This is a genomic window from Rhodococcus sp. P4_E4, assembly GCF_056401575.1.
In genome coordinates this window covers 96,648-122,404 of record NZ_JBFUJB010000019.1, presented here as the reverse complement: position 1 = coordinate 122,404, position 25,757 = coordinate 96,648, and the positions used below count along the sequence as shown (strand labels likewise).

The window sequence follows — 25,757 nt, the reverse complement described above, 5'->3', positions numbered from 1 at the left end:
CGAATGCAACAAAGGCGCTGGTCAGACGTCCGATTTAGAGGGAATCTCCTCTCCCCAACGTGCTTTCGTCAACCCGCGCACGGTCCACCAACTCTCCGACGAGGAGCGTCAACTCCATCATCTGGTCCGTGATTTCCTCACGCAACTGCGTTGCATCTGCCTCGGAAATCGCGCCGGACTTGGTATCGAAAGACATCAACAACTCGATATTGGTGCGAAGTGCAGTCAACGGAGCCAGAAGGTCCTGGCCCGCTTCGGTGATCAGACTTCTCTGGCGCGCCCGCGATTCCGACAACGTCCCGAGCATCCGATTGAAACTGACTGTCAACGACGCCAACTCGTCGTCGCCGGTCACCGGAATCGGCGCAAGATCATCCGTTTCGGCAACCCGCCGCGTTGCCGCAGTGAGTCGCGCAATTGGTCGTAATCCTGTGCGTGCCACAGCATCTCCGGCCGCGTAAGCGAGTGCGATACCGGCCGCCCCGAGTGCCGCCAACACCACTGCGAGTCGCTTGAGGACCGAACGTGTCGGCCCCAAGGATTGCGCGACAACCAAAGTTTGGCCCGCAACCGAGGGCTCGACAAGAATTCGATACGCATCGACGGTTGCGATCGTCTGCGACGAATTGCCGTCTGCGATCGACCTGATGGCGTCTGCGCTGGTGCTGAACGGCGGCAGACCGGGAGTCGCCGTCACCAATGCGCCGTCGGCAGTGAGAAGCCCCACCGCCTGGATGACCGCTGTATCCGCGCCGGCCGTCAATCCCAGAACCGGTGTGACACCGCCGAAATTGACGGTGTCGGTGATCGCGTCACTCGTGCGCTCGAGTTGTCGATCGACGTTGCCTTGCAAATACGCGTTGAACACGATGTACACCGCCGACGCCGACACGATCACCGCGATCGCCACCAGGCCTGCAGTCAGCAATTTCACGCGCGCATGGAGCGTCCGCACGTGAATTCCCGATGGTTTTCGACGGCTCATTCCGGGAACCGACACTCTCATGCGCGGTCCCGCAGTGCGGCGTCGAAAGATCCCAACATCCCTACAGTATGGTCACGGAACCTTAGACGAACCTGAAGCGAACGCGATGTCGGCCTCACAGCGCCGTTCCACTACCGAAAGCCGTGAGCCAGTCCACCGCCCCSGCKTCGGTGTCGAATGCCGGGGCGGTCGCCGGGATCGGTGGTCGTTCGACGACGATCACCGGGATCGACAATTTCCTGGCGGCGGCGATCTTTGCGTACGTCTGCTCGCCGCCGCTGTTCTTGGTGATCACGACGTCGATGCCGTGAGTTCTCATCAGATCGACTTCCGCTTCGACGTCGAATGGGCCACGTGCGAGCAGCAATTGCGAATGAGGTGGCAATGTCCCTGAAGGCGGATCGATGGAACGCACGAGAAACGAGACGTTCTTCACGCGGTCGAACGCCGAAACTCCTTGCCTCCCGATCGTCAGAAAAGCGCGTGAGCCGATCGTCGGGACCAACTCTGCGGCGTGATCGAGATCGCGTACCGGAAGCCAGGTGTCGCCGGGTTGCTCGCGCCACGGGGGGCGTCGGTACATGGCGTACGGAACGGAATTCGCGAGGCACGCGTCGAATGCATTTTTGGTGATGCGAGCGGCAAACGGATGTGTGGCGTCCAGCACTGCACGAATATCGTTGTTCGACAACCACTCCGAGAGGCCTTCGGCTCCCCCGAACCCACCGATGCGTACTTCCCCCTCCGGCCATCGAGGATCACGAACCCGGCCGGCCAGCGATGTGACAACCTCGAGGTCGGCTGAACCGGCCAACCGAGAAGCGATCACTCGGCCTTCACCCGTGCCGCCGAGCAGCAGCACGCGATGACGAGTACCCGTCGGGGTCAGTGTGTGCTTCTCTCACGCGCCGCCGAGTAGAGATAGCTGTCCGGGAATCCTTCAGCAGTCAACACTCGGCCGACGATCACAACGGCCGTCTTCGTGATGCCGGCTGCATGAACAAGTTCGACGATCGTCTTCAAAGTGCCTCGAACAACGATCTCCTCGGGCCGCGAGGCGAAGGCGACGACCGCTACAGGGCAGTCCTCGCCGTAATTGTCGGCCAACTCGGATGCGATCTGTTCGATGCGATGAGCGCCGAGGTGAATCACCATCGTGGCGCCGCTGCGGCCCAGGGACCGCAGATCCTCGCCCTCCGGCATTGCCGTCGACAAGGTGGAGACTCGGGTGAGAACAATGGTCTGCGAGACGCCTGGGACGGTCAGCTCACGCCTCAGCGCTGCGGCGGCCGCGGTAAATGCAGGAACACCGGGAATCATGTCGAAATCGACACCCGCGGCGTCCAGGCGACGAGCCTGCTCGGCTACCGCGCTGAAGATCGACGGATCACCGGAATGCAGACGCGCGACGTCCAGCCCGGCCGAATGCGCTTCGACAAGGATCGCGGTGATCTCGTCCAGGCTCAGGCGAGCAGTGTCCACGACCTGCGCCCCGACCGGGCACCACTCGAGCAACTCCGCTGGGACAAGGCTGCCGGCGTACAAGCACACAGGGCTCGCAGCGATGATGCGTTGCGCGCGGACAGTGATCAGATCTGCCGCACCGGGACCCGCACCGATGAAATGAACGGTCATTGTGTGGATTCCTCCGGCGTATCTGTGCCTGCGCCTGCAGACGGCTGACTTTTTGTGACGGACCATTGGACCACCGGAAGTTGCGGTCGCCAAACGTTGAACGCGCCCAAAGGCTCGGCGCGCTGCACCTGAAAGCGTCGCAGCGTCCCACCCTGGCGACTCATCCAGCCGAGCAGCAACGATTCGGACTCGGCAGTCACGGCGTTGGCAACCAGACGCCCGCCCACGCTCAACTGCTCCCAGCACGCTTCGAGCATTCCCGGTTGCGTGACGCCGCCGCCGACGAACACCGCATCGGGACGCCGAACCTCTTCCGCAAACGCCTCGGGCGCGGTCCCTTTCACTGCCAACGCAGGCACGCCGAGATTGAGTGCATTGGCACCGATCTGCGATACCCGGCTCGCCACTTTCTCGAATGCTGTTGCAGTGCAACGCGGGTGGGTTCTCATCCACTCGATGGCGACGGTGCCCGACCCTCCGCCGACGTCCCAGAGGTGTTCTCCCGGCGCCGGTGCGAGTGCACACAACGTCAATGCGCGGATCTCCTGCTTGGTCATCTGACCGTCGCCGACAAACGCAGCATCCGGTAGACCCGGGATTCGAGTCAGCCGCAACGGATGATCGACCGAGATGCACTCGACGGCCAGAACGTTCAACGCGTCCACGTCCTCGTCCGCGTGATCCCACTCGTCCGCCACCGTGACGGTCCGCGATTCCTCGGCCCCGCCCAGCTGGGCCAGTACAGTCAGAGTCGATCGTCCGAAGCCCGCGCCGGCCAACAGACGTGCCACCTCCCCCGGTGTCGAGCGCCCGTTGCTCAGAACCAAGAGGCGCGCGCCATCGACCACTGCCGCCAAGACGGTCGCCGAGTCTCGGTTCACCAGGCTCACGATGTCGACCTCGGCCGATGCCCATCCCATTCGCGCGCTCGCCAACGCCACCGACGACGGGTGCGAGATCACTCGCACGTTGTCCGCGCCGAGCAGCCGGACCAACGTGACGCCGAGGCCGTGGAACATCGGGTCACCGCTGGCGAGCACACATACTTTGCGGTCCGCGTTCTCGGCGAACATCGACGGCAACGCCGGAATCATCGGAGACGGCCAGGTGAGCCTGGTGGGCGCACGCCGTGCCCCGAGATGTGCCGCCGGGACCAAGTCCAGCTGGCGCGGCGACCCCATCAGGACCTCCGCACCGAGGATTGCACCCTGCGCGCTCTCGGACAGCCCTTCCCAGCCGTCGGCGCCGATGCCGACGATCACCACCGGGTGTGCGGTCATCGCGGCATCCGGCGCCAGATCGTCTGAGGCAGAAGCCGCATGACGAAGAACACCGGCTGCAGAATTCGCGGAACCCACACCCGAGTCGCCCCGGAGTTCAGTCCCCGTACGACGGCGTCGGCGACCTGCGACGGAGTGCTCGACATCGGGGCAGGCGACATTCCCTCGGTCATCTTCCCGATGACGAACCCTGGCCGTACCAGCATCAACTGCACGCCCGAACCGTGCAGCGCGTCGCCCAGACCGCTGGCAAAACCGTCCAAGCCGGCCTTTGCGCTCCCGTAGACGTAGTTGGCGCGGCGAACCCGAACGCCGGCGACGGACGAGAACACCACGATCTTTCCGGTTCCCTGTCGGCGCATGATCTCCGCGAGGTGCGTGAGGATGCTGATCTGCGCCACGTAGTCGGTGTGCACCACCGCGACCGCATGCGCCGCGTCGGTTTCGGCACGCGCCTGATCGCCGAGAATTCCGAAGGCCAGCACTGCAACCGAAATCCGACCGTGCTCGGCGACTACGGCCTCCAGGAGGTCTCCGTGCGTGTCGACGGCGTCGGCGTCGAACTCGACGGTGGAGACGCCGACCGCTCCGGCGTTCCTGAGCATCTGCTCCTGCTCCGACAGCTCGCCGCTGCGTCTGGCAGCCAGAACGATGTTGCGGCCCGGCGCGAGCCTGACCGCGATCTCGAGGCCGATCTCACTTCGTCCGCCGAGGAGCAGTACCGTGTCGATGTCATTCACGTTCGCACCCGCAGTCACCGCTCCAGTGTCCTGGATTACCGTCGTGGCATGACGCTCACCCCCTCCACCACGCCATCGGCACAGCAGACTCTCACCGAAGACGGGCTGAAGTTCGTCGGTGAATACCACCTCGCGACACTCACGACGTTGCGTCCGAACGGCACCCCACACGTCGTGGCCGTCGGGTTCACCTGGGACCAGGAAGCCGGAAAGGCGCGCGTGATCACCAGCGGTGGTTCACAGAAGGCGATCAACGCAGCGCGTGGCGGATACGCCGCAGTCAGTTCGGTCGACGGTGGTCGTTGGCTCACGCTCGAAGGGCCGGCACGCGTGCTCGCCGACGAGGACTCCGTGGCCGACGCCGTTCGGCGCTATGCCGAGCGGTACCGCCAGCCACGGGTCAACCCAGCGCGCGTGGTCATCGAAATCGACGTCACCCGCATCCTCGGGTCCGCGGCGTTCAAGGAAAGCTGATCAGCCGAGGACAGTCAGGCCGTGCGGACGGTTGTTGAACGACTCGCAACCGTCCGCGGTCACGACGACGATGTCCTCGATACGGGCACCCCAACTGCCGCGGAAGTAGATTCCCGGTTCGATGCTGAAGGCCATACCTTCGACGAGTTCGATGGTGTTGCCCTCGACGATGTACGGCTCCTCGTGCACGGACAGCCCGATACCGTGACCGGTGCGGTGAACGAAGACCTCCGCAAGACCTTGTGCGGCAAGCACTTCGCGGGCGGCAACGTCGACGGATTCTGCGGATACTCCTGGCCGCACCGAATCGACGGCAGCCTGCTGTGCCGCTTCGAGTACCGCGAACTGCGCTGATACCTCGGCGGACGGCTGCCCCATGCTGTACGTGCGGGTGGAATCCGAGTTGTAGCCGGGCTCGACCGGTCCGCCGATGTCGATCACCACGATATCGCCGCTCTCGATCACCCGGTCCGAAACCTCGTGATGCGGATCGGCGCCGTGCGGGCCTGATCCGACGATCACAAACGCGGCCTCGGTGTGCCCCTCTTCGAGAATCGCCTCCGAAATTGCCTCGCCCACTTCGGCTTCCGTACGGCCGACGATCAAGAACTCGGCCATGCGGGCGTGAACACGGTCGATCGCCGCACCGGCCCGTCGCAACGCCTCGATCTCGGCGTCGTCCTTGACCATCCGCAATTCACGCAATACGCCGGTAGCGAGGATCGGCAACGCGCCCAAGGTGTCTGCGAGCGGGATCAGGTGCAATGCAGGCATCGCATCCGTCACCGCAACCTTGGCGCCGGTCGGGAGTTGCGCCGCCACAATCGCATACGGGTCGACACCGTCGACCCAGTCGAGGACGGTCAGCCCGAGATCGCCCACCGCCGATTCCTTCAACGACGCCAACTCCAAGCGAGGAAGCACGACAGACGCCTTCGCCGTGTCCGCAGCGATGACCAACGCGGTCAAGCGCTCGAACGAGTCGGCCCGAGAACCCGTCAGGTACCGCAGATCCGGGCCTGGAGTCACCACCAGACCGTCGAGTCCTGCTGATCGAGCCAACTCCGCGGCGCGAGCGATACGTGCGCCGTACACGGCGCTGGAGAATCGGGAATCCTGTTCGGCTGGAGACGTCATGGCTTACAGGTTAGTGCCGACTGGCAGGATGGTGACCATGAGTGGGCCATTGCTTCTCCTCGACGGTGCCAGCCTGTGGTTTCGTGCGTTCTACGCGCTGCCCGAGTCATTCGTCGACCCCGACGGAAGACCTGTCAATGCCGTGCGCGGTTTCACCGACATGGTGGCTTCCCTGATCACCAAACACCAGCCGAGTCGTCTCGCGGTGTGCCTGGACTTGGATTGGCGACCGCAGTTCCGCGTCGATGCGGTCCCGACGTACAAAGCGCATCGCGTCGAAGAAGGCTCTGACGGTTCGTCCGAAGAAGTTCCGGACACGTTGACGCCTCAGGTCGACATGATCATGGACGTGCTCGCAGCAGCAGGAATCGCGACGGCGGGTGCCGTCGGACTCGAAGCCGACGACGTGCTGGGAACGCTCGCCGCCACCGAGCGCGAAGATCTCACCGTCGTCGTCAGTGGTGACCGAGACCTTTTGCAGGTCGTCACCGACGAGTACGTGCCCGTTCGTGTCCTCTACGTGGGCCGTGGCTTGTCCAAGGCCGAACTCTTCGGACCGGTCGAGGTTGCCGAGAAGTACGGAGTACCCGGTGACCGTGCGGGCGAGGCATACGCCGAACTCGCGGTACTGCGCGGAGACGCCTCCGACGGTCTACCCGGCATCAAGGGTGTCGGTGAGAAGACTGCGTCGACGCTGATGCTGCGCTACGGCTCGTTGGCCGGACTTCGCGCGGCCGCAGCTGATCCGGAATCCGACATGGCCAAGGGAATTCGCGCAAAACTCACCTCACCAGAGGCCATCGCTTACCTTGATGCTGCGTTGCCGGTAGTACGAGTGGTTCGCGACGCGGACGTTCAGTTCTCGAAGGACGACCAACTCCCGGCGGCCCCCGTCGATCCCGCACGCTTCGAGGAAGTGGCGGCCTCGCTGAACATCGAGCGTTCGGCCGGACGACTTGCCGCCGCGCTCGAGGCTGCGGCGGCAGGCCGTTCCGACCAGTAGAGCGTCAGCTCGGGCGGCTGACCTCGTACGTGCCGTTGTCGTCGACAAACGTCACAGTCACGTTCGACTTCACACCCGCGATCGAAAGCGTGCAGGTGAACTTGTTGCCTGACTTGACTTCCTGGTCCGCGGGGCACTGAACGTTGCTCACGTTCTTTGCCCCGTAGGACTCGGTGACGATCTTCTCGACGCCGGCCTGAGCCGCGCTCTGATCGAGTGTGTTCTTGCCGAAGACACCGAACACCAGGGCCACCACGACAGCAGCAAGAACGACGAGAACACCGATCGCACCGAAGATCAAGGGCTTCTTCGACTTACCCGACTGGTTTCCGGGCGCACCGGGACTCGGGAACGGCTGAGCCTGGTTCCACTGATTCTGCTGTCCCGGCGCTTGGCCGGGAGCGGCGGCGCCCCATGCCTGCTGAGGTGCGGCAGCAGGCGGCTGACCCCAGGCCTGGGTTGCGTCAGGTGCCTGCTGTTGCCCCGGCTGACCCCACGGCTGAGCGGGAGGCTGCTGCTGAGGTTGTCCCCACGGCTGTTGCTGGCCGGGTTGTCCTTGTCCAGGTTGCTGCGGCTGACCGTACGCAGGCTGACCACCAGGCTGCCCGGGCTGGCCGTAGGCAGGTTGTCCCCACGGCTGTTGCTGGCCGGGTTGTTGACCGGGCTGCGGTGTTTGACCAGGCTGACCCCACGGCTGCTGCTGGCCGGGCTGCTGACCAGGCTGCTGCTGACCGCCCGGCTGCTGAGGATTCTGCCCCCACTGCTGCTCGTTCGGCTGCTGCTGATCACCAGGACCCCATTGCCGATTCGGATCGTTCGGTCCGTAAGGCCCGCTCATGTTCGCCTCCCACTCGAAATACCAGTCTGCGAATCAAACCACATAGTTGCGGTCATGCTGCGTCGACAGCAACTACCCCGCGACGAATTGCAGCTACCGCCCGCGCCGCAGTCTTCGCGACGTCGGCATCCGTCGATGTCAGGCGGACCTGATCGAGGAGATCGATCACCTGACGACACCAACGTACAAAGTCACCCGCAGACAGCGCACGGCCTTGCACTCCGGCCGCGATCAGTGCGTCGACAAGCGAGTTCTCACTCGCCCAGTGATAAACGGCGGTGACGAATCCGAGATCCGGTTCCCGCGTCGGCGGCAGCTTGTGGCGAATCTCGTCCGACCGCAGTTCGCTCCACAATCGTTGAGTGTCGTTGAGGGCGTGACGAAGCGCCGCTGTCGGCACCCGATCAACGGTGTCGCCGTCCCGACGTGATTCGTAGACCACCGAGGAGACGACGGCCGCCAACTCGGCCGGGCTGAGACCTGTCCACGCCCCGGTCCGCAGGCACTCGGCGACCAGAAGGTCGCTTTCGGAGTAGATGCGGCTGAGTCGTCGTCCGGATTCGGTGACTTCGGGCGCTGCTTCGGCAGTCATGTATTCACGCTCTTTGAGTAGCGCAATGATGCGGTCGAACGTCCGCGCCAACGAGTTGGTGGTGGCCGCTGCCTTTTCCCTCATCGACTGCGTTTCCCGGGCCAGCCGGTTGTAGCGCTCACCGATCCGGCTCAGATGTTCACGATCGGGCCAGCTGTGGCACGGATGCGAGCGAATAGCGCGTCGCAAAGTAGCGACCTCGGCGTCTTCGGACGCGCCCGCCTTGTGGCGCTTCTTCCGCCGGGGGGCACTGATCCCGGTACTACGCAACGCCGAGGCCAGATCGCGCCGGATCCTTGCGGTGTGGTGATCGACATGCTTGGGCAGGCGCATCTTTCCCAGAACGTCGGCTGCTTCCGGGAAATCACCCGAGGAGAGTCGGCCGGCCCACTGATCGGCAGTCAGAACCAGCGGACGCGGGTCCTTCGGATCGTTGTCCGGGACGAGGACCACTGCCACCCCGGAATGACGACCGATGGGAATTGCGATCACGTCACCGCGGGCGAGTGCACGGAGGGACTCCACCGCATCTCCGCGTCGATCTTCGCGGCCCTTACGTTCGAGCGCGCGCTCGCGCGCACTGAGCCGCTCACGCAACGACGCGTATTCGAAGTATTCGCCGTCCGCGCCGCCGAGTTTCTCCTGCAAACCCTTCAGGGCTTCTTCGTTCCGCTCGATGCCACGCACCAGGCCGACCACCGAGCGATCCGCTTGGAATTGTGCGAAGGAACGCTCGAGCAGCTTCCGTGAATCGGCCGCGCCCATGCGTTCGACGAGGTTGATCGACATGTTGTACGAGGGGCGGAACGAACTGCGGAGCGGGAACGTCCGGGTCGACGCCAAGCCGGCGACATCCGTGGGCTCGACCCCGGGCTGCCACAGGACCACAGCGTGCCCTTCGACGTCGATGCCGCGTCGGCCTGCCCGACCGGTCAGCTGCGTGTACTCCCCCGGTGTCAGTTCGGCATGCGATTCACCGTTGTACTTGACCAGACGTTCGAGGACCACCGTGCGTGCCGGCATGTTGATGCCGAGGGCCAGCGTCTCGGTCGCGAAGACCGCCCGCACGAGACCTTTGACGAACAGTTCCTCGACTGTCTGGCGAAATGCCGGCAACATGCCGGCATGGTGAGAGGCCAGTCCGCGTCGCAGTGCCTTGCACCAGTCCCGATATCCGAGAACTTCGAGATCCTCCTCGGGTAGTTCCCCGGTGTGTTTCTCGATGATGGTGTCGATCTCGCGAACCTGCTCCGGAGAAGTCAGATCCAGTCGGGACCGCAGGCACTGTGCAAGAGCCGCATCACAACCGGCGCGGCTGAAGATGAAGGTGATGGCCGGGAGCAGTCCGGACTGGTCCAGCTGCGCGATGACGTCGGGGCGTGGCAAGGGTCGGAAATCGTTGGAACTCTGGTAGCTGCCACGACGCCCGCGGCCACGCGGCTGCCAGCTCTCGACGCGTTCGAGAGCCTGACGCTGCTTGACGTGGCGAACCAGATCCTGGTCGACGAGCACGGTCTTCGGCCCAGCCGCAGGGTGACTGCGGCTGTCGAAGAGATCGAAGATCCGTCGACCGACCATGATGTGCTGCCACAGCGGGATCGGCCGCGTCTCGTCGACGACCACGGTGGTGTCGCCGCGGACGGTTTCCATCCAGGAGCCGAATTCTTCGGCATTGCTCACGGTCGCCGACAAACTCACCAGCCGAACGTCCTCGGACAGGTGCAGGATCACTTCCTCCCACACCGCACCACGGAACCGGTCCGCCAGGTAATGCACTTCGTCCATGACTACGTGCGAAAGCCCGCGCAGTGCCTCGGAATTTGCGTAGAGCATGTTCCGGAGGACTTCAGTGGTCATGACGACCACCGGTGCGTCGGAGTTGATACTCGAATCACCCGTCAGCAGGCCGACCTCGCTCGGGCCGTACCGCTCGACGAGTTCTGCGTACTTCTGATTACTCAACGCCTTGATCGGCGTCGTGTAGAAACACTTGCGGCCCGCCGCGAGAGCCAGGTGGACAGCGAACTCGCCGACCACGGTCTTGCCTGCGCCGGTCGGCGCGCAGACAAGGACTCCGTGGCCCGCTTCGAGCGCAACGCATGCCTTCACCTGGAATGGATCGAGTTCGAACTTCAGGCTGGACGCAAACGTGCTCAGTTCACTCTTGTTCATAACCACCTCGTCAGGGTTTCACACGCCGCCGACGTGGTGGCACGGCGCTCAGAGGGTGTCAGTGAAATCCTGACCGGGCGCGTTGTCGCCGCCGGTGTCGGATTTCTCCGCAACCGGAGCCTTGGACTTGGACTTACGTCCGAACAATCCACTCGATTCGGCCTTGGGTTTGGTCGGATTGTCGAAAGCCTCGTTCAGATCGGACGGAGACGAGATGGAGGACGCTTCCTCGTCGGACAGTGCGCCCCAGTCTTCACCGGCTCGCTTGGCCTTACGTTTGTCGTTGAGGCGAGCGATCTGAACAGCGACCTCGAAGAGAAGCGTCAGGGCCAGCGCGAGCGCCAGCATCGAGAACGGATCCGAACCCGGCGTAGCGACTGCAGCAAATACGAAAAGCCCGAAGATCAATCCTCGACGCCAGGCCTTCAAACGCTCGTACGTCAGAATGCCGGCAAAGTTCAGCACGACGACGAGCAGTGGAATTTCGAAGCTGACACCGAAGATGAGCAGCAGGTTGATGATGAAGCCGAAGTACTCCGAACCACTGAGCGCGGTGATCTGGACGTTGTCACCGATGGTCAGGAGGAAGTGCAAAGCCTTCGCAACGACGAGGTACGCCAGGATCGCGCCGAGAATGAAGAGTGCGGCACCGGCGGTGACGAATCCGACCGCGTATCGACGTTCTTTGGCGTAGAGCCCCGGGGTGATGAATGCCCACAATTGGTAAAGCCACACTGGGCAGGCAAGAACGATGCCGGCGGTGAGCGCCACTTTGAATCGCAGCATGAACTGCTCGAACGGCCCGGTCGCCAGCAATCGGCACGCGTCGTCGGTGCTGAGGTTGGCGCGACTCTCGGACGGAAGCTCGCAATACGGTCCACGAAGCAGATCGCCCAGACTCTCGAGACCGAGTATCGAGTGTGAGTACCAGAAGAAGCCGAACGCCGTGGTGATGATCACGCCGAGGAATGCGAACAACAAACGAGTCCGCAATTCGTACAGGTGGTCGACCAACGACATGGTGCCGTCTGGGTTGACCTTCCGCTTGCGGTTACGCGGATCTAACGGAATACGCACTGTGCATCCTGGTCTTGGTCAGCAGACAACCGGGGTGAACGAATATTTCACCCCGGCTAGAACGCAGTGTGTACTAGAGCGGCTTGACTTCGGTCGGCTGCGCAACAGGTGCTGCTGCACCGTTTGCGACCACCGCGGTGTTGGCCGTCGGCAACTGTGCCGGAGCAGGCTGTGCGACCGGCGCGCTTGCGGGCGCCGCATCGTCGTTCTGCATTTCCTTGACTTCGCTCTTGAAGATGCGGAGTGAACGACCCAGACCGCGTGCTGCATCGGGAAGCTTCTTCGACCCGAACAGAATTACGACGACAACAGCGACAATCAGCCAATGCATCGGCTGCATTGCACCCATAACGACCTCCCATGATCAGATTCCTCGATGCTACCGGACACAACCGGCGCTCGGAGGTGTCAAAGCACTTACTTCAGCTACCTTTTACCTGTTTGTTTCCTGCGAACCCACTGAACGCGGAGTTTCCCCAACTTTTACGAACCGATTACGTCGTAGGCGTCGAGTGCCGCAACGGCCCGATCATGGACTTCGGAGACCAGTTCCGGCGGATGAAGGACCCGAACTCCCTCACCGAATCCCAACACCAGCCTTGCCATCCATTCGAGTGTTCCGAAACTCATCGTCGCCTCGACCGACCCGTCGTCGTTCACGTGCTCGACGTCCATCGGGTAGTAGTCGAGCATCCACACCCACTCTTTGGTGATGAACAACCGTGCTTCCGGAAGGGAACCGTCGCCGCTGAACAACTCGAGATTCGAATCTTCCTCGAGGGCCTGCGGCGGCGGGTCGGCGGGCTCGTCGAGTTGGACGGCGGCATCGATCCGATCGAATCGGAACAACCGCACACCCTCGGCCTGACGGCACCAGGCCTGGAGGTAGCTGTAGTTGTCGACCAACACGATACGAACGGGATCGACGATGCGCTCGGAGACCGCGTCACGCGAGGCCGAATAATACGTCAATCGCAGGGCGGTCTTGTCTGCGAGCGCGGCTCTGACCGTCGCGGCGATCGGGTCTTCGGCGATGTCCGGCGCCGGCGATGTATCCCGGTCCTGACCGATAGCTCGTGCCGCGGCCGAGCCTGCTGCGTCCTCGATCTTCGCGATAGCGCGCTGGGCCGACGACGGATCGACCATGCCCGGCATTTCCACCAACGACCGAAGGGCGATCAGCAATGCCGTCGCTTCGGTAGAGGTGAGGCGCAGCGGGCGATCGATCCCGGCCGAGAACGTGACCTCGATACTTTCCTCGGAGAAGGACAGGTCGATGAGATCGCCGGGACCGTACCCGGGCAGTCCGCACACCCACAGCTGATTCAGATCGGTCATCAGTTGAGTCGTGCTGACGCCGAGTTCCTCGGCCGCCTCGGCGGGACTGATGCCCGGATTCGCGATGAAGTACGGCACGAGGTTGAGCAGCCGTGCCAACCGCGATGACAGTCGATTGCTCATCAGTTGTCCCCCTGTCCGTCATTGCTGGTGGCCGGGCTCGCCGCGGCGGCGCGAAGCTTCGCGACGACCTCCGCACGCAAATCCGGTGGGTCCAACACCAGTGCATCCAAGCCGTGACCGGCGATCAACCGAGCGGTCCATTCCCAGGATCGGACGGGAATGGCCAGCACGCTGCCATCACGATCGGTCAGCCGCCGATCGGACGACGACGTCGCAAGCCGCCGAAGCTCATGTGCGCGGCCGTCTGCGACCCAGACCGTGGCGGTTCCGGTGACGACTCCCGATCCGGTCACGCGGTCGACGACCTCGCGAAGATCAACACCTTCGGGTTTGTGAACCGAACCGGCCGGGCCGAACTCCCTGACGTCGTCACCGATCCGGGAGAGCCGGAAGGTCCTCACCGCATCACGGTCGACGTCGTGCCCGACCAGATACCACTTGCCGTTGTGCGTGACTACGCCCCACGGCTCGACGGTGCGCTCGGTGAACGGTTCGTTCAACGCGCCGCGGTGCTGAAAATGAACTGCTCGTCCGGCGTCGACGGCTGCAAGCAGCTTGCCGAGCGCGGGCTCCGAACCGCGGGTGCGCGCGGGAATCGCCGTGACCGGCGCGGCACTGACTTCTGAGTCGACCTGGACGCCGGCCGCTCGGAGTTTGAGTAGTGCACTCTGGGCTGCCGAAATCAGTTCCGGCGACTCCCACAACTGCACGGCGACGGCAACCGCAGCAGATTCCTCGCTGGTGAGGTCAACGTCCGGAAGCTCATAGGCATTGCGATTGATCCGATAACCCTCGACCGTCGAGAACCGTCCTGCCAGACCGGTTTCCAACGGGACACCCAGGTCACGAAGTTCGTTCTTGTCGCGTTCGAACATGCGACTGAACGCTTCGTAGTTCGCGGAATCGTTGTACCCGGCCACACTGTCGCGGATTTTCTCCGCCGTGAGGAACTGTCTGGTGGACAGCAATGCGATCACCAGGTTCATCAACCGCTCGATTTTTGATGTCGCCACGCCGAAATCATTTTGGCCCCGGGCCCGTCGCCGCAAAACAGACCTGCCGTGTTGTCAATCGTGAAAGTGGGTGACCTACATCGAAGCGATCAAACGCTCGACACGCTCGTCGACGGAACGGAACGGATCCTTGCAGAGCACCGTTCTCTGCGCCTGGTCGTTGAGCTTGAGGTGAACCCAGTCGACCGTGAAGTCCCTGCCTGCGGCCTGGGCGGCAGTGATGAAGTCGCCTCGCAATTTGGCGCGCGTGGTCTGCGGCGGATTCTCGACGGCGTCGTCGATCGTCTCGTCCTCGGTGACCCGCTTGACCAAGCCCTTGCGCTGCAGCACGTCGAAGACTCCTCGGCCGCGTTTGATGTCGTGGTACGCCAAGTCGAGCTGCGCGATCTTGGGATCGGACAGGTCGAAACCGTGACGGTCCTGGTAACGCTGGAACAGCTTGCGCTTGATGACCCAGTCGATCTCCGTGTCGACCTTCGCAAAATCCTGAGCTTCGACGGCATCGAGGGTGCGACCCCACAGGTCGACTACCTGCTCGACCTGCGGGTCCGGTTCGCGGTTACGCAGGTGTTCGACTGCCTTGGCGTGGTATTCGCGTTGAATGTCGAGGGCACTGGCCTGACGACCACCAGCTAGACGGACAGGCTTTTTACCCGTCACGTCGTGACTCACCTCGCGGATGGCACGAATCGGGTTGTCCAAAGCGAAATCGCGGAACGAAACCCCGGCTTCGATCATCTCGAGCACGAGTGCTGCAGAACCGACCTTGAGCATCGTCGTTGTTTCGGCCATGTTCGAATCGCCGACGATCACGTGCAGTCGGCGGTACTTCTCGGCGTCGGCATGCGGTTCGTCGCGGGTGTTGATGATCGGGCGCGAGCGAGTGGTCGCCGACGAGACACCTTCCCAGATGTGTTCCGCACGCTGCGAGAGGCAGAACGTCGCGGCCTTCGGCGTCTGCAGCACCTTGCCGGCGCCGCAGATCAACTGGCGCGTGACGAGGAACGGCAACAAGACATCCGAAATGCGGGAAAACTCACCGGCGCGCGCGACGAGAAAGTTCTCGTGGCATCCGTACGAGTTTCCGGCCGAGTCGGTGTTGTTCTTGAAGAGGTAGATGTCGCCACCGATCCCCTCCTCGGCGAGTCTCGCCTCGGCGTCGATCAGCAGTTCTTCGAGCACTCGCTCACCGGCACGGTCGTGATTGACCAACTGGATGAGGCTGTCGCACTCTGCGGTCGCGTACTCCGGGTGCGAACCCACATCCAGGTACAAGCGGGCTCCGTTACGGAGGAAGACATTGGAGCTGCGACCCCACGACACGACACGACGGAAGAGGTAACGAGCAACCTCGTCGGGGCTCAGTCGCCTGTGCCCGTGAAAGGTGCAGGTAACGCCGAATTCCGTCTCGATACCCATGATTCGTCTCTGCACACTTCGACACTACAACCAGAATGCGAGGTTCACCCGTGTACTTCGATCGCGTCGTAAGTCACGACTCGACAACGTCGGGCGGCGGCATAGTGTGACGGTGTGAGCCTTATTCGCCGAAAAGTTGTCCGAAGCGACGTCAAAGTCATGGAAAGCACTGGAGCACTGCGCCCTTCCGTGCTCGACCCGACCATGCGGTTTCTCTCCAGAGCTGCCGATCACGGCGTTTTGTGGATGGTTGTCGCAGCCTTGCTCGCGATGATCGGTGGCCGCCCCAGGAGGGCAGCGGCACGTGGGATGCTCGCGCTGGCAGGTTCGAGCGCGCTGGCCAACGGCATACTCAAGCCCCTCTTCCCCCGCCGGCGCCCACCGGCGCGTGTCTGGCTGAGCCCGAAGCGAGGCGTCGACATTCCGACGTCGTCCTCGTTCCCCTCCGGGCATTCGTCTTCGGCCGCGGCATTCACCGCGGCAGTGGCCATGGAGTCCCCGGCGGCGGGCGCCGCACTCGCACCACTGGCCGCAGCAGTGGCGTACTCACGCGTTCACAACGGAGTGCACTGGCCGTCCGACGTCTTCGCAGGCCTCGCGGTCGGCGGCGCAATCGCTGCCGGCACGCGTCGTTGGTGGGCGGTGCGGGACGAAGAACCCGCCGAACTCGGACCCGAGTGCGTGGTTCCCGCGCTCGCGCGCGGAGAAGGCTTGTTGGTCTTCACCAATCCTGGTTCAGGCTCCGAGGACGACGGGATCGTGGAATCGATTCGAGAACTGCTACCGGAGGCCATCGTCTACGAGTTCGACGCGGACATCGACTTCGACATGCAGATCGATGCCAAGATCCCCGAACTCTCGCCGAAAGCGTTAGGAGTATGCGGCGGCGACGGAACAGTGGTCACGGTCGCGACCGCGGCGACAAAGCACGAGCTACCACTTGCCGTCTTTCCCGGCGGAACGTTGAACCATTTCGCCCGCGACGTCGGGGCGGTGAATGTCGAGGAGACCGCACAGGCAGTCGAGTCCGGTCAGGCGGCATTTGTCGACCACGCGGTGGTGCGCACGGATTCCGGAGTGACTGCACGGTTTCTCAACACAGCCAGCCTGGGCGGATACCCGGACGCTGTGCGTCTGAGGGAAAAGTGGGAACCGCGTTTCGGTAAGTGGCCGGCCGCTGGTGCTGCAATGATCCGGGTTCTCGCAGCGGCAGAGCCGATGACTGTCACCATCGACGGGAAGCGGACCACCATCTGGATGCTGTTCGTCGGAAACGGGCGATACTCCCCCGCTGATCAGGTGCCGATGTCGCGTCCGGAGATGAACCGTGGACTGCTGGACGTCCGCTACTTGCGCGCGGACAAGAAGTTCTCGCGTTCACGCCTGCTGTTTGCTGCTGCCACAGGAACATTGGGCAGCTCGCGGGTCTACGTTCGCGAACTCGTGTCCTCGATGTCGGTTCGAGTGGCCGATTCACCGGTAGCCATCGCCACCGACGGTGAAGTGGTGGCAGACGCGCGCCGGTTCGATTTCGACACCGAACCGGGCGCGGTGGCCGTCTACAGAATCACTCAGTAACTCCAGACCTGCAGTAACTCCCAGACCGACGCAGCAACTACGAGGGTGCGTCGCCGTTTGCCGGCGGCGCGTCCTCAGTTGCTGCCGGAGTTGGAAGCATCTCTTCCAATGCCGAACCAGCGATTCTTTTGAACGCACGGCGTGGACGGTTGCTGTCGAGAACGGCAACCTCGAGGGCACTCACATCGAGTGTTCGCGGTTCCGCCTCAGTAGTTCCGGCCGGCGCCGGACCGCCCTTTTGAAGCGCCCCAACCGCGAGCCGCACCGCGGATTCGAGGTCGAGGTCTCGCTGGTAGGACTCGCGCATCGCCGTCACGATCGGTTCGGTTGTACCGCCCATGACCACGAATTCCTGCTCGTCCGCGATGGAACCGTCGTACGTGATCCGGTAGAGCTGAGCCGGCGTACTACTCCCGAAACGGCCGATCTCGGCAACGCAGATCTCGACCTCGTACGGCTTGGGCTGCTCGGTGAAGATCGTTCCCAAGGTCTGTGCGTACGCATTGGCGAGGGAACGCCCCGTGACGTCCCGACGGTCGTACGAGTACCCACGCATGTCGGCGTGGACGATGCCCGCGCGGCGCAGATTCTCGAACTCGTTGTACTTGCCCACTGCCGCAAATCCGAGACGGTCGTACAGTTCACTGACCTTGTGCAGCGCCCTCGACGGGTTCTCGGCGACAAAGAGCACTCCGTCGCGGTAGGTGAGAACGACGACGCTGCGTCCGCGGGCAATTCCCTTGCGCGCCAATTCCGAACGATCGCGCATGATCTGTTCGGCTGATGCGTAGTACGGCATCGTCATAGCGCAGACTCCCCTTCCGGACTCGCTGTCGCAGTACGAGCCGCGACGATCTCCCTTGCGATCTCGGCAGCCTTGGCCGTCGACAACTCCACGGCACCGGCCGAGGTGATGGTGACCGCTGTCGGATAGATCCCGCGTGTCAGATCAGGACCACCGGTAGCCGAATCGTCATCTGCCGCGTCGTACAGCGCCTCGACTGCGAACCGAAGCGCGGTGTCCTCGTCGATTCCCGGGGAATACAGCTTCTTGAGCGCCGATTTCGCGAACAGGGAACCGGATCCGACTGCGTGATAGCCCGCGCGCTCCTCGTATCGCCCACCGACGACGTCGTAGGAGACGATGCGACCTGCCCTCGACGGATYGACCGCGTCCAGGTCGTAACCCACGAGCAATGGCACGACCGCCAAACCTTGCATCGCTGCTCCGAGATTTCCTCGAACCATCGACGAAAGTCGATTAGCCTTGCCGTCGAACGTGAGTGGGACGCCTTCGATCTTCTCGTAATGTTCGAGCTCGACCGCGAAGAGCCGGACCAGTTCGATTGCGATCCCGGCCGTACCGGCGATACCCGCAGCCGAGTAGTCGTCCGTGACGTACACCTTCTGCACGTCACGGCTGGCGATGAGGTTGCCCATCGTCGCTCGGCGATCACCCGCGAGCAGAACTCCACCCGCATAGCTGATCGCGACGATGGTGGTGCCGTGCGGAGCTACGTCTCCCCCGCCCATGACAACACCTCCTGTGTCGGCGAAGCGGTTCTGCGGAAGATGCTCCGGTGCATGCACCCGAAGGTATTCCGAGAATGACGACAGATTCGAGCCGAAGCTCAACCGTGTGTCCCCGTCGGTGATCCGGGGCGCGCGATCCACCGTCACTGGCCGCCCTTCTGGACATAGGCACGGACGAAGTCCTCGGCGTTCTCTTCCAACACGTCGTCGATCTCGTCGAGCAGGTCGTCGGTTTCTGCAGCGAGCTTCTCACGACGTTCCTGGCCGGCACTGCCGTCGCCATCAGTGGTTTCGTCGTCTTCGCCGCCACCGGCACGCTGCGTCTGTTCTTGAGCCATCGCCGTCGACCTCCTTGTGTGAAGGGAGCTCTCGCGAGCATCCTGTTCGGCCCAGCAGAGTCGGTAACTGATCCCGCTCGGACCTTCACCCTACCGAGCGGCACCGTCAGGTGTGGAGAGACGCGACGGCGAGCCGCATCGGCTGTTTCAGTGAGTGAGCTGATCAACCAGTTCCGCGGCGCTGTCAACGGAGTCGAGCAACGCTCCGACGTGCGCTTTGGTACCTCGAAGCGGCTCGAGGGTGGGGATGCGGATCAACGACTCGCCGCCGAGATCGAAGATGACCGAATCCCAGCTCGCGGCCGCGATATCGGCACCGAATCGGCGTAAGCACTCGCCACGGAAGTATGCGCGAGTGTCGGTGGGAGGGTTCGTGACCGCGTCGAGAACCTGCTGTTCGGTGACAAGCCGCTCCATGGAGCCGCGAGCAACCAGACGGTTGTAGAGGCCCTTGTCGAGTCGCACGTCGGAGTACTGCAGATCCACCAGATGCAATCGCGGAGCCGACCACGCGAGTCCCTCACGATTGCGGAAACCTTCGAGCAGGCGCAGTTTGGCCGGCCAGTCGAGGATGTTCGCGCACTCCATGGGATCGCGCTCGAGGAGATCGAGAACCATCGCCCACTTGGCGACGATATCGTCCGCTCGCGGATCACGATCCGCCTCGCGATCGAGGAACTTCGAGACACGTTCGAGGTAAATACGTTGCAGCGCAAGCCCCGTCAGTTCGCGACCGTCGGCCAGCGCAACGGTCTTGCGAAGGGTGGGGTCGTGGCTGATGTGGTGGACGGCGGTGACCGGACGTGCCAGTTGCAGATCGGTGAGGTCGACGCCCGCCTCGATCAGGTCGAGTACCAGCGCGGTTGTTCCCACCTTGAGGTAGGTCGACATCTCCGCGAGGTTCGCGTCACCGATGATGACGTGCAGCCGGCGATACTTGTCCGCATCCGCGTGCGGTTCGTCGCGGGTGTTGATGATTCCGCGCTTGAGCGTGGTCTCGAGGCCTACTTCGACCTCGATGTAGTCGGATCGCTGCGAAAGCTGGAATCCGGCCTCGTCGCCGGACTGACCGAGACCCACACGACCGGAACCGCAGATCACCTGCCGCGACGCGAAGAACGGCGTCAAGCCGGTCACGATCGAGGCGAACGGGGTGTCACGCGAGCAGAGGTAGTTCTCGTGCGTGCCGTACGACGCACCCTTGCCGTCGACGTTGTTCTTGTACAACTGCAACCGTGGGGCACCCGGCACGCTGGAGGCGTGCCGCGCAGCTGCCTCCATCACTCGTTCGCCGGCCTTGTCCCAGATCACGGCATCGAGCGGGTCGGCGACCTCGGGGGCCGAATACTCCGGATGGGCGTGGTCGACGTACAACCGTGCCCCGTTGGTGAGAATCATGTTCGCGGCGCCGATCTCGTCCGCGTCGATGACCGGTGCGGGCCCGCTCATTCGCCCCAGATCGAAGCCTCGGGCATCTCGCAGCGGAGATTCGACCTCGTAATCCCAGCGTGTGCGCTTGGCCCGTGGCACGCCCGCTGCGGCGGCGTAGGCAAGCACCGCCTGGGTTGAAGTGAGAATCGGATTCGCCGACGGCTCACTGGGTGAAGATATTCCGTATTCGACCTCGACACCGATGATCCGCTGCATGACACAAGAGCCTATGTGATTGCGGCGCGGCACCCACAGGCGTGGCACAGTTGGAGGAATGCACCAACCTCTCACCGCAGACCTGAATCCCGCGGACGAGGTAGTCGCCGTGTACGACCGGACGGGTAATCCGATCGGCCGAGCACCACGTTCCGTCGTCTACTCGGGTGGGCTCTGGCACGCGAGTGCGGGCGTCCTGGTTCGCACCGGGGACGGCTCCCGCATCTACGTCCATCGCCGAACCGATACAAAAGCGGTGTTCGGGGGCTATCACGACTGTCTTGCCGGAGGTGTCGTTGATCCAGGTGAGACGCCGCAGGAAACCGCGATCCGTGAAGTCGGTGAAGAACTCGGAATCTTCGGAACAGCAGATCAGCCACTCCAACTGACGGAGATCGCTCGAATCTCCTGGGACGGCGAGTGGAACAACTCTCCGTTGCGCTGTCACCTGTTTGCGTTCGAACTCAGATACGACGGGCCGATGGCACATCAACCCAGCGAGATCGCCGAAGGTTGGTGGTGGACGCCGAAAGAACTCGGCGCCCACCTGCAGGACCCGTCGTGGCCGTTCGTTCCGGACTCACGCGCGCTGCTGGCCGACTATTGCTGGAGCTGAACACTGCTGGAGCTGAACACTGCTGCGACCGTGATCAGCCCGGGGTGATCGCCGAAAGCCAAGCAGCAAACGCGCTGGGGTTGCGGGTCTGCGCGAGAACGCGTCCTGGGCCGGTGAAGTCGAAGACAAATCCTTCACCGGACTTCATCGACTGAATGGTGCGCCCCTGAACGGCGCGCCGCATGTTGAAGTTCATCCCGAGGTCGTAGGCGACCACGTGACCGGTATCGATCGTGACCGTCTCGCCTGGCTGCAAGTCGATGACGTCGATCGCGCCGTAGACGGCCAGCACTACTTCACCGTCGCCACTTGCCCGCAGACCGAATCCACCCTCACCGCCGAAGAGGTTGGACATGCCTCCCCACTTGGACTCGACGGTCACGCCGTAGGAGTTGGCCAACCAGGTTCCACGGTTGAGGAAGAACGGGCGATCGGACGTGATGGTCAGTGGGATCAGATCGCCGGGAAGCACGCCGGTCACGTCGACCCAACCACCTTGCGGCGGAGCGGTATACGTCGTGACGAAAAACGACTCCCCACTGAGCATCGACCGCTTGAGTCCCTGCAGGACGCCGCCCTGCGCCTTCGCTTCGAGAACTACGCCGGCGGAATGCGCGAGCATTGCCCCGCTCTCCACGCGCAGCGGTTCGCCGGGCGCGAGGTAGCAGCGAGCGACAGTGGACGACGGATTGTGTCGAAGATGTATCTGCACGGCGGGACTCTAAACCAGCGCGACCGACCGGTCCAATCGCAACGGAGGGAACGGCAGCGACGCACAGATCGGGCCGACGACTCCCGAAGAGTGGCCGGCCCGATCGGTGTTCGTTTCGCTACAGGTACTGGCCCGTGTTCGACTCTGTGTCGATCGCGCGGCTGGCACTGGCGTTCTTACCGGTGACGAGAGTGCGGATGTAGACGATCCGCTCACCCTTCTTGCCCGAAATACGTGCCCAGTCATCAGGATTGGTGGTGTTGGGCAGATCCTCGTTCTCGGCGAACTCGTCGACGATGGAATCGAAGAGGTGCTGCACACGCAAGCCAGGAGCACCGGTGTCGAGTACCGACTTGATCGCGTACTTCTTGGCGCGGTCGACGATGTTCTGGATCATCGCACCCGAGTTGAAGTCCTTGAAGAACAGAACTTCCTTGTCGCCGTTGGCGTAGGTGACCTCGAGGAAACGATTCTCTTCGCTCTCCGCGTACATGCGATCGACGACGCGAACGATCATCGCCTTCAAGCATGCGGTGCGATCGCCACCGAACTCGGCAAGGTCGTCCGCATTGATCGGCAGACCGTCCACCAGGTACTTCGAGAAGATGTCCTGAGCGGATTCCGCGTCGGGGCGCTCGATCTTGATCTTCACGTCCAGTCGGCCGGGACGCAGGATGGCCGGGTCGATCATGTCCTCACGGTTGGAGGCGCCGATGACGATGACGTTCTCGAGCCCTTCCACGCCGTCGATCTCGCTGAGCAGCTGCGGAACGACCGTTGTCTCCACGTCGGAAGAGACTCCCGAACCACGGGTACGGAAGATCGAGTCCATCTCGTCGAAGAAGACGATCACCGGCGTCCCCTCGGACGCCTTCTCACGAGCACGCTGGAAGATCATCCGGATGTGACGCTCGGTTTCGCCGACGAACTTGTTCAGAAGTTCCGGGCCCTTGATGTTCAGGAAGTAGGACTTGGCGTCCTTGCTGTCCTGACCGCGAGCTTCGGCGATCTTCTTGGCCAACGAGTTGGCGACGGCCTTGGCGATGAGCGTCTTACCGCAACCAGGCGGACCGTAGAGCAGTACACCCTTCGGCGGCCTCAGCGAGTATTCGTGGAACAGGTCCTTGTGCAGGAACGGGAGTTCGACGGCATCACGGATCTGTTCGATCTGACGCCCCAGACCACCGATGTCGTCGTAGTGAACATCCGGAACTTCCTCGAGAACCAGATCTTCGACCTCGGCCTTCGGGATGCGCTCGAAGGCGTACCCGGCCTTGGTGTCGACGAGCAACGAGTCGCCCGGACGCAGTTTCCTGGTCGGAGAATCGGCGTCGTACGCGATGATGTCGGCTTCGGGGTCGGCGAAGACGGCTGCCAACGGTGCTGCGAGCCAGACGATGCGCTCTTCGTCGGCATGACCGACCACCAGTGCGCGCAAGCCGTCGTCGAGTACCTCACGGAGCGTGCTGATCTCACCGACCTGCTCGTAGGTGCCGGCCTCGACGATGGTGAGTGCCTCGTTGAGGCGCACCGTCTGTCCGAGGGCAAGGGTGTCCGTGTCGATGTTCGGTGAGCACGTCAATCGCATCTTGCGACCCGACGTGAACACGTCGACGGTCTTGTCCTCGTGTACCGAGAGAAGGACTCCGTAACCGCTCGGCGGCTGACCGAGTCTGTCGACTTCTTCACGAAGTGCGATGAGCTGCTGACGGGCCTCCTTGAGGGTGTCCATCAACTTGCTGTTTCGGATGGACAGCGAGTCCACCTTCGACTCCAGCTCACGCACCTGCTCCGGCGATTGTGCAAGTTGTCGGCGCAGTACTTGTGCTTCCACTCGTAGCGCGTGGAGTTCTTCTGCTGCCGCAACCGAATCCGGGTTCTCTGTCGAGCTCATGTGCGTCTCCTCCCAGTGCGATCCATCAACGCTACCGGCATAAGGCCCCAAGTGTCGCCAGACACGGTGCGCGAGTGCGAATTCACACGTGAGTACGGACCGTGCCGACTGGTCTCGAGCCAGGTTTTGGTCATGTTAGCCTTGCCTACAAGATGGAGACAGCGCCTGTCTCTCTTTACAACGAAAGGTAACGCTGTGATCATCCGCAAGACTCTCATCAGCGCTTGTGCCGTCGCTGCCGTCCTGACCATGGGCGCATGCAGCTCGGACGACAACAAGGATTCGACGGCTGCCAGCTCGACTTCGGTCGCCGCCTCGAGCACCACGGCCAAGGCCTCGGCTTCCGCTACGACGCCTGCTGCCGCTGCTGCAACGGCTCCGACGGCCGAGGAGCTCAACGCTTCGCTCGTCGCTCTGATCGATCCGGCCAAGCCGATCGAGGAGAAGACCGCTCTGGTGGTCGACGGAACCAAGCGTCAGGCCAACATCGAGACGATGAGTGCTGCGCTGGGCGGTAACCCGGCCTACGCGATCACGTTCAACGTGGACAACGTCAAGGTCGACGGTCAGACCGCAACCGCAGACGTCGCCGTCGTCAGCCCGCACGGCGCCGCACCCGCCACCCCGTGGACCTGGGGCCGAGCCGGAATCCGGATCGCCGCTCTTGTTGTTTTCGTGTGACTACTTGGCTGCCGTGTTCGAGCCCTTGCCCGCGCGCCGCTGCGGCTTCGGGGTGACCGTTCCTTCGGCCAGACGACGAGCGCTCACGAGGAACGCGGTGTGGCCCTGCATCCGATGCTCGGGACGCACCGCCAAACCGACGACGTGCCAACCGCGCACGATCGATTCCCACGACCGTGGCTCGGTCCAGCATTCCTGCTCACGCATCGCTTCGACGACCTTCGAGAGCTGAGTAACGGTCGCGACGTAGACGATCAACACGCCGCCTGGCACGAGCGCCTTCGAGACGGCGGGCAGGACGTCCCATGGAGCCAGCATGTCGAGTACGACGCGATCGACCTTGCCGCCGTGCGCTTCCGGATCGAACTCCGCCAGATCGGCGATGGTCAGTTCCCAGTTCGGCGGACGTTCACCGAAAAAGGTCTCGACGTTGCGAACCGCGTGTTCGGCATGATCGTCGCGGACCTCGTAGGAGATGACCTTGCCCTCGGGTCCGACGGCACGCAGTAGTGAACACGTCAGTGCGCCGGAGCCGGCTCCGGCTTCGAGCACGCGTGCTCCTGGAAACACGTCGCCTTCGTGGACGATCTGAGCTGCGTCCTTCGGGTAGATGACCTGTGCACCGCGCGGCATGGACAGCACGTAGTCGACCAGTAGCGGGCGCAGGGCGAGGTATGGCGTGCCGTTGACCGACTTGACGACGCTGCCCTCGTCGGCCCCGATCAGATCGTTGTGAACGATTCCGCCCTTGTGGGTGTGGTACTCGCGGTTCGCCTCGAGAACGATCGTGTAGTGGCGTCCCTTGCCGTCGGTCAGCTGGACTCGGTCGCCGACGCGAAACGGCCCCGACGGCCGCTTGCCCGGCGCAGTGAGATCAGCTTCCGGAAGCTCTTGTTCGGGAATCTCGGCGACAGCGGACTGCACAACCTCAT

The 25,757-nt window shown here is 63.1% G+C and carries 25 protein-coding genes; 5 read left to right on the top strand and 20 right to left on the bottom strand.

Features of this window, described 5'->3' with window-relative positions:
- Window positions 1–34: 34 nt before the first annotated feature.
- From AC1DVN_RS20930 to AC1DVN_RS20910, 5 genes are all read right to left on the bottom strand, one after another.
- Window positions 35–934, bottom strand: a complete 900-nt coding sequence (locus AC1DVN_RS20930; RefSeq protein WP_225320034.1) for a HAMP domain-containing protein — start codon at window positions 932–934, stop codon at window positions 35–37.
- Window positions 935–1,100: 166 nt separating this feature from the next.
- Window positions 1,101–1,847, bottom strand: coding sequence for a cobalt-precorrin-6A reductase (locus tag AC1DVN_RS20925; RefSeq protein ID WP_477994184.1), 747 nt, complete (start codon window positions 1,845–1,847; stop codon window positions 1,101–1,103).
- A gap of 23 nt (window positions 1,848–1,870) precedes the next feature.
- A complete protein-coding gene (gene cobM / locus AC1DVN_RS20920; protein ID WP_211916650.1) occupies window positions 1,871–2,620 on the bottom strand; it encodes a precorrin-4 C(11)-methyltransferase in 750 nt (249 codons plus the stop codon).
- Window positions 2,617–3,900, bottom strand: a complete 1,284-nt coding sequence (locus AC1DVN_RS20915; protein WP_047888149.1) for a bifunctional cobalt-precorrin-7 (C(5))-methyltransferase/cobalt-precorrin-6B (C(15))-methyltransferase — start codon at window positions 3,898–3,900, stop codon at window positions 2,617–2,619. Before AC1DVN_RS20915 ends, cobM begins: the two co-directional genes overlap by 4 nt.
- Window positions 3,897–4,658 (bottom strand): SDR family NAD(P)-dependent oxidoreductase, encoded by a 762-nt coding sequence (locus AC1DVN_RS20910; RefSeq protein ID WP_477994183.1) that lies wholly within the window; start codon window positions 4,656–4,658, stop codon window positions 3,897–3,899. Before AC1DVN_RS20910 ends, AC1DVN_RS20915 begins: the two co-directional genes overlap by 4 nt.
- 30 nt (window positions 4,659–4,688) lie before the next feature.
- On the opposite strand from AC1DVN_RS20910, the gene AC1DVN_RS20905 reads away from it, so the two are divergent.
- Entirely contained in the window at window positions 4,689–5,114 is a 426-nt protein-coding gene (locus tag AC1DVN_RS20905; protein WP_019748505.1) for a PPOX class F420-dependent oxidoreductase, read from the top strand.
- Here AC1DVN_RS20905 and AC1DVN_RS20900 read toward each other — a convergent pair whose 3' ends face one another.
- Complete coding sequence (locus AC1DVN_RS20900; protein ID WP_020969665.1) at window positions 5,115–6,251, bottom strand: M24 family metallopeptidase; 1,137 nt, start codon at window positions 6,249–6,251, stop codon at window positions 5,115–5,117. It abuts the gene before it with no gap.
- 37 nt (window positions 6,252–6,288) lie between these two features.
- On the opposite strand from AC1DVN_RS20900, the gene AC1DVN_RS20895 reads away from it, so the two are divergent.
- Window positions 6,289–7,254 (top strand): 5'-3' exonuclease, encoded by a 966-nt coding sequence (locus tag AC1DVN_RS20895; protein ID WP_029538151.1) that lies wholly within the window; start codon window positions 6,289–6,291, stop codon window positions 7,252–7,254.
- 4 nt (window positions 7,255–7,258) lie between these two features.
- Here the strand turns inward: AC1DVN_RS20895 and AC1DVN_RS20890 are convergent, their stop codons facing one another.
- The 7 genes from AC1DVN_RS20890 to pafA form a co-directional block, all read right to left on the bottom strand.
- Window positions 7,259–8,092, bottom strand: a complete 834-nt coding sequence (locus tag AC1DVN_RS20890) for a DUF4333 domain-containing protein (RefSeq protein ID WP_020907805.1) — start codon at window positions 8,090–8,092, stop codon at window positions 7,259–7,261.
- Between the two features lie 52 nt (window positions 8,093–8,144).
- Window positions 8,145–10,856: a DEAD/DEAH box helicase gene (locus AC1DVN_RS20885; RefSeq protein WP_021344319.1), complete on the bottom strand. Its 2,712-nt coding sequence runs from the start codon at window positions 10,854–10,856 to the stop codon at window positions 8,145–8,147.
- A gap of 48 nt (window positions 10,857–10,904) precedes the next feature.
- Window positions 10,905–11,933: a twin-arginine translocase subunit TatC gene (tatC, locus tag AC1DVN_RS20880; protein WP_019748510.1), complete on the bottom strand. Its 1,029-nt coding sequence runs from the start codon at window positions 11,931–11,933 to the stop codon at window positions 10,905–10,907.
- A gap of 73 nt (window positions 11,934–12,006) precedes the next feature.
- Complete coding sequence (gene tatA, locus AC1DVN_RS20875; RefSeq protein WP_003944836.1) at window positions 12,007–12,282, bottom strand: Sec-independent protein translocase subunit TatA; 276 nt, start codon at window positions 12,280–12,282, stop codon at window positions 12,007–12,009.
- A 134-nt stretch (window positions 12,283–12,416) separates the two neighbouring features.
- A complete protein-coding gene (locus AC1DVN_RS20870; protein WP_021344321.1) occupies window positions 12,417–13,394 on the bottom strand; it encodes a helix-turn-helix transcriptional regulator in 978 nt (325 codons plus the stop codon).
- Window positions 13,394–14,407: a helix-turn-helix transcriptional regulator gene (locus AC1DVN_RS20865; RefSeq protein ID WP_019748512.1), complete on the bottom strand. Its 1,014-nt coding sequence runs from the start codon at window positions 14,405–14,407 to the stop codon at window positions 13,394–13,396. Before AC1DVN_RS20865 ends, AC1DVN_RS20870 begins: the two co-directional genes overlap by 1 nt.
- A 75-nt stretch (window positions 14,408–14,482) precedes the next feature.
- On the bottom strand, window positions 14,483–15,841 hold the full coding sequence (pafA, locus tag AC1DVN_RS20860; RefSeq protein WP_007729869.1) for a Pup--protein ligase: 1,359 nt from the start codon (window positions 15,839–15,841) through the stop codon (window positions 14,483–14,485).
- A gap of 144 nt (window positions 15,842–15,985) precedes the next feature.
- On the opposite strand from pafA, the gene AC1DVN_RS20855 reads away from it, so the two are divergent.
- Entirely contained in the window at window positions 15,986–17,404 is a 1,419-nt protein-coding gene (locus AC1DVN_RS20855) for a phosphatase PAP2 family protein (RefSeq protein ID WP_021344323.1), read from the top strand.
- A gap of 37 nt (window positions 17,405–17,441) precedes the next feature.
- Here the strand turns inward: AC1DVN_RS20855 and prcA are convergent, their stop codons facing one another.
- From prcA to dop, 4 genes are all read right to left on the bottom strand, one after another.
- Window positions 17,442–18,209: a proteasome subunit alpha gene (gene prcA, locus AC1DVN_RS20850; RefSeq protein WP_019748514.1), complete on the bottom strand. Its 768-nt coding sequence runs from the start codon at window positions 18,207–18,209 to the stop codon at window positions 17,442–17,444.
- Complete coding sequence (gene prcB, locus AC1DVN_RS20845) at window positions 18,206–19,084, bottom strand: proteasome subunit beta (RefSeq protein WP_477994182.1); 879 nt, start codon at window positions 19,082–19,084, stop codon at window positions 18,206–18,208. The genes prcA and prcB overlap by 4 nt, the downstream gene beginning before the upstream one ends.
- Window positions 19,081–19,275 carry a ubiquitin-like protein Pup gene (locus AC1DVN_RS20840; RefSeq protein ID WP_477994181.1) on the bottom strand — a complete coding sequence of 65 codons (195 nt, stop codon included), beginning with the start codon at window positions 19,273–19,275 and terminating at the stop codon, window positions 19,081–19,083. The genes prcB and AC1DVN_RS20840 overlap by 4 nt, the downstream gene beginning before the upstream one ends.
- Before the next feature lie 147 nt (window positions 19,276–19,422).
- Window positions 19,423–20,922 carry a depupylase/deamidase Dop gene (gene dop, locus AC1DVN_RS20835; protein ID WP_019748516.1) on the bottom strand — a complete coding sequence of 500 codons (1,500 nt, stop codon included), beginning with the start codon at window positions 20,920–20,922 and terminating at the stop codon, window positions 19,423–19,425.
- Between the two features lie 58 nt (window positions 20,923–20,980).
- On the opposite strand from dop, the gene AC1DVN_RS20830 reads away from it, so the two are divergent.
- On the top strand, window positions 20,981–21,538 hold the full coding sequence (locus AC1DVN_RS20830) for an NUDIX hydrolase (protein WP_020969670.1): 558 nt from the start codon (window positions 20,981–20,983) through the stop codon (window positions 21,536–21,538).
- Between the two features lie 34 nt (window positions 21,539–21,572).
- Here AC1DVN_RS20830 and AC1DVN_RS20825 read toward each other — a convergent pair whose 3' ends face one another.
- Together AC1DVN_RS20825 and arc are read right to left on the bottom strand one after the other, a co-directional pair.
- Window positions 21,573–22,250 (bottom strand): TIGR00266 family protein, encoded by a 678-nt coding sequence (locus AC1DVN_RS20825; protein WP_003944961.1) that lies wholly within the window; start codon window positions 22,248–22,250, stop codon window positions 21,573–21,575.
- A 118-nt stretch (window positions 22,251–22,368) separates the two neighbouring features.
- Complete coding sequence (arc, locus tag AC1DVN_RS20820) at window positions 22,369–24,144, bottom strand: proteasome ATPase (protein WP_003944870.1); 1,776 nt, start codon at window positions 24,142–24,144, stop codon at window positions 22,369–22,371.
- 195 nt (window positions 24,145–24,339) lie between these two features.
- Here arc and AC1DVN_RS20815 point away from each other — a divergent pair, with 195 nt between their 5' ends.
- Window positions 24,340–24,825 (top strand): MTB12 C-terminal domain-containing protein, encoded by a 486-nt coding sequence (locus AC1DVN_RS20815; RefSeq protein WP_477994180.1) that lies wholly within the window; start codon window positions 24,340–24,342, stop codon window positions 24,823–24,825.
- Here the strand turns inward: AC1DVN_RS20815 and AC1DVN_RS20810 are convergent, their stop codons facing one another.
- Window positions 24,826–25,749: a tRNA (adenine-N1)-methyltransferase gene (locus AC1DVN_RS20810; protein WP_007729892.1), complete on the bottom strand. Its 924-nt coding sequence runs from the start codon at window positions 25,747–25,749 to the stop codon at window positions 24,826–24,828. It abuts the gene before it with no gap.
- Between the last annotated feature and the right edge of the window lie 8 nt (window positions 25,750–25,757).

Coding starts and splice junctions, on each gene's coding strand:
- AC1DVN_RS20830 (WP_020969670.1), top strand. CDS start 20,981: ATGCACCAACCTCTCACCGCAGACCTGAATCCCGCGGACGAGGTAGTC.
- AC1DVN_RS20895 (WP_029538151.1), top strand. CDS start 6,289: ATGAGTGGGCCATTGCTTCTCCTCGACGGTGCCAGCCTGTGGTTTCGT.
- dop (WP_019748516.1), bottom strand. CDS start 20,922: ATGCAGCGGATCATCGGTGTCGAGGTCGAATACGGAATATCTTCACCC.
- AC1DVN_RS20905 (WP_019748505.1), top strand. CDS start 4,689: ATGACGCTCACCCCCTCCACCACGCCATCGGCACAGCAGACTCTCACC.
- cobM (WP_211916650.1), bottom strand. CDS start 2,620: ATGACCGTTCATTTCATCGGTGCGGGTCCCGGTGCGGCAGATCTGATC.
- AC1DVN_RS20915 (WP_047888149.1), bottom strand. CDS start 3,900: ATGACCGCACACCCGGTGGTGATCGTCGGCATCGGCGCCGACGGCTGG.
- AC1DVN_RS20885 (WP_021344319.1), bottom strand. CDS start 10,856: ATGAACAAGAGTGAACTGAGCACGTTTGCGTCCAGCCTGAAGTTCGAA.
- tatA (WP_003944836.1), bottom strand. CDS start 12,282: ATGGGTGCAATGCAGCCGATGCATTGGCTGATTGTCGCTGTTGTCGTC.
- prcA (WP_019748514.1), bottom strand. CDS start 18,209: ATGACGATGCCGTACTACGCATCAGCCGAACAGATCATGCGCGATCGT.
- AC1DVN_RS20890 (WP_020907805.1), bottom strand. CDS start 8,092: ATGAGCGGGCCTTACGGACCGAACGATCCGAATCGGCAATGGGGTCCT.
- AC1DVN_RS20840 (WP_477994181.1), bottom strand. CDS start 19,275: ATGGCTCAAGAACAGACGCAGCGTGCCGGTGGCGGCGAAGACGACGAA.
- AC1DVN_RS20855 (WP_021344323.1), top strand. CDS start 15,986: ATGGAAAGCACTGGAGCACTGCGCCCTTCCGTGCTCGACCCGACCATG.
- AC1DVN_RS20900 (WP_020969665.1), bottom strand. CDS start 6,251: ATGACGTCTCCAGCCGAACAGGATTCCCGATTCTCCAGCGCCGTGTAC.
- arc (WP_003944870.1), bottom strand. CDS start 24,144: ATGAGCTCGACAGAGAACCCGGATTCGGTTGCGGCAGCAGAAGAACTC.
- AC1DVN_RS20870 (WP_021344321.1), bottom strand. CDS start 13,394: ATGAGCAATCGACTGTCATCGCGGTTGGCACGGCTGCTCAACCTCGTG.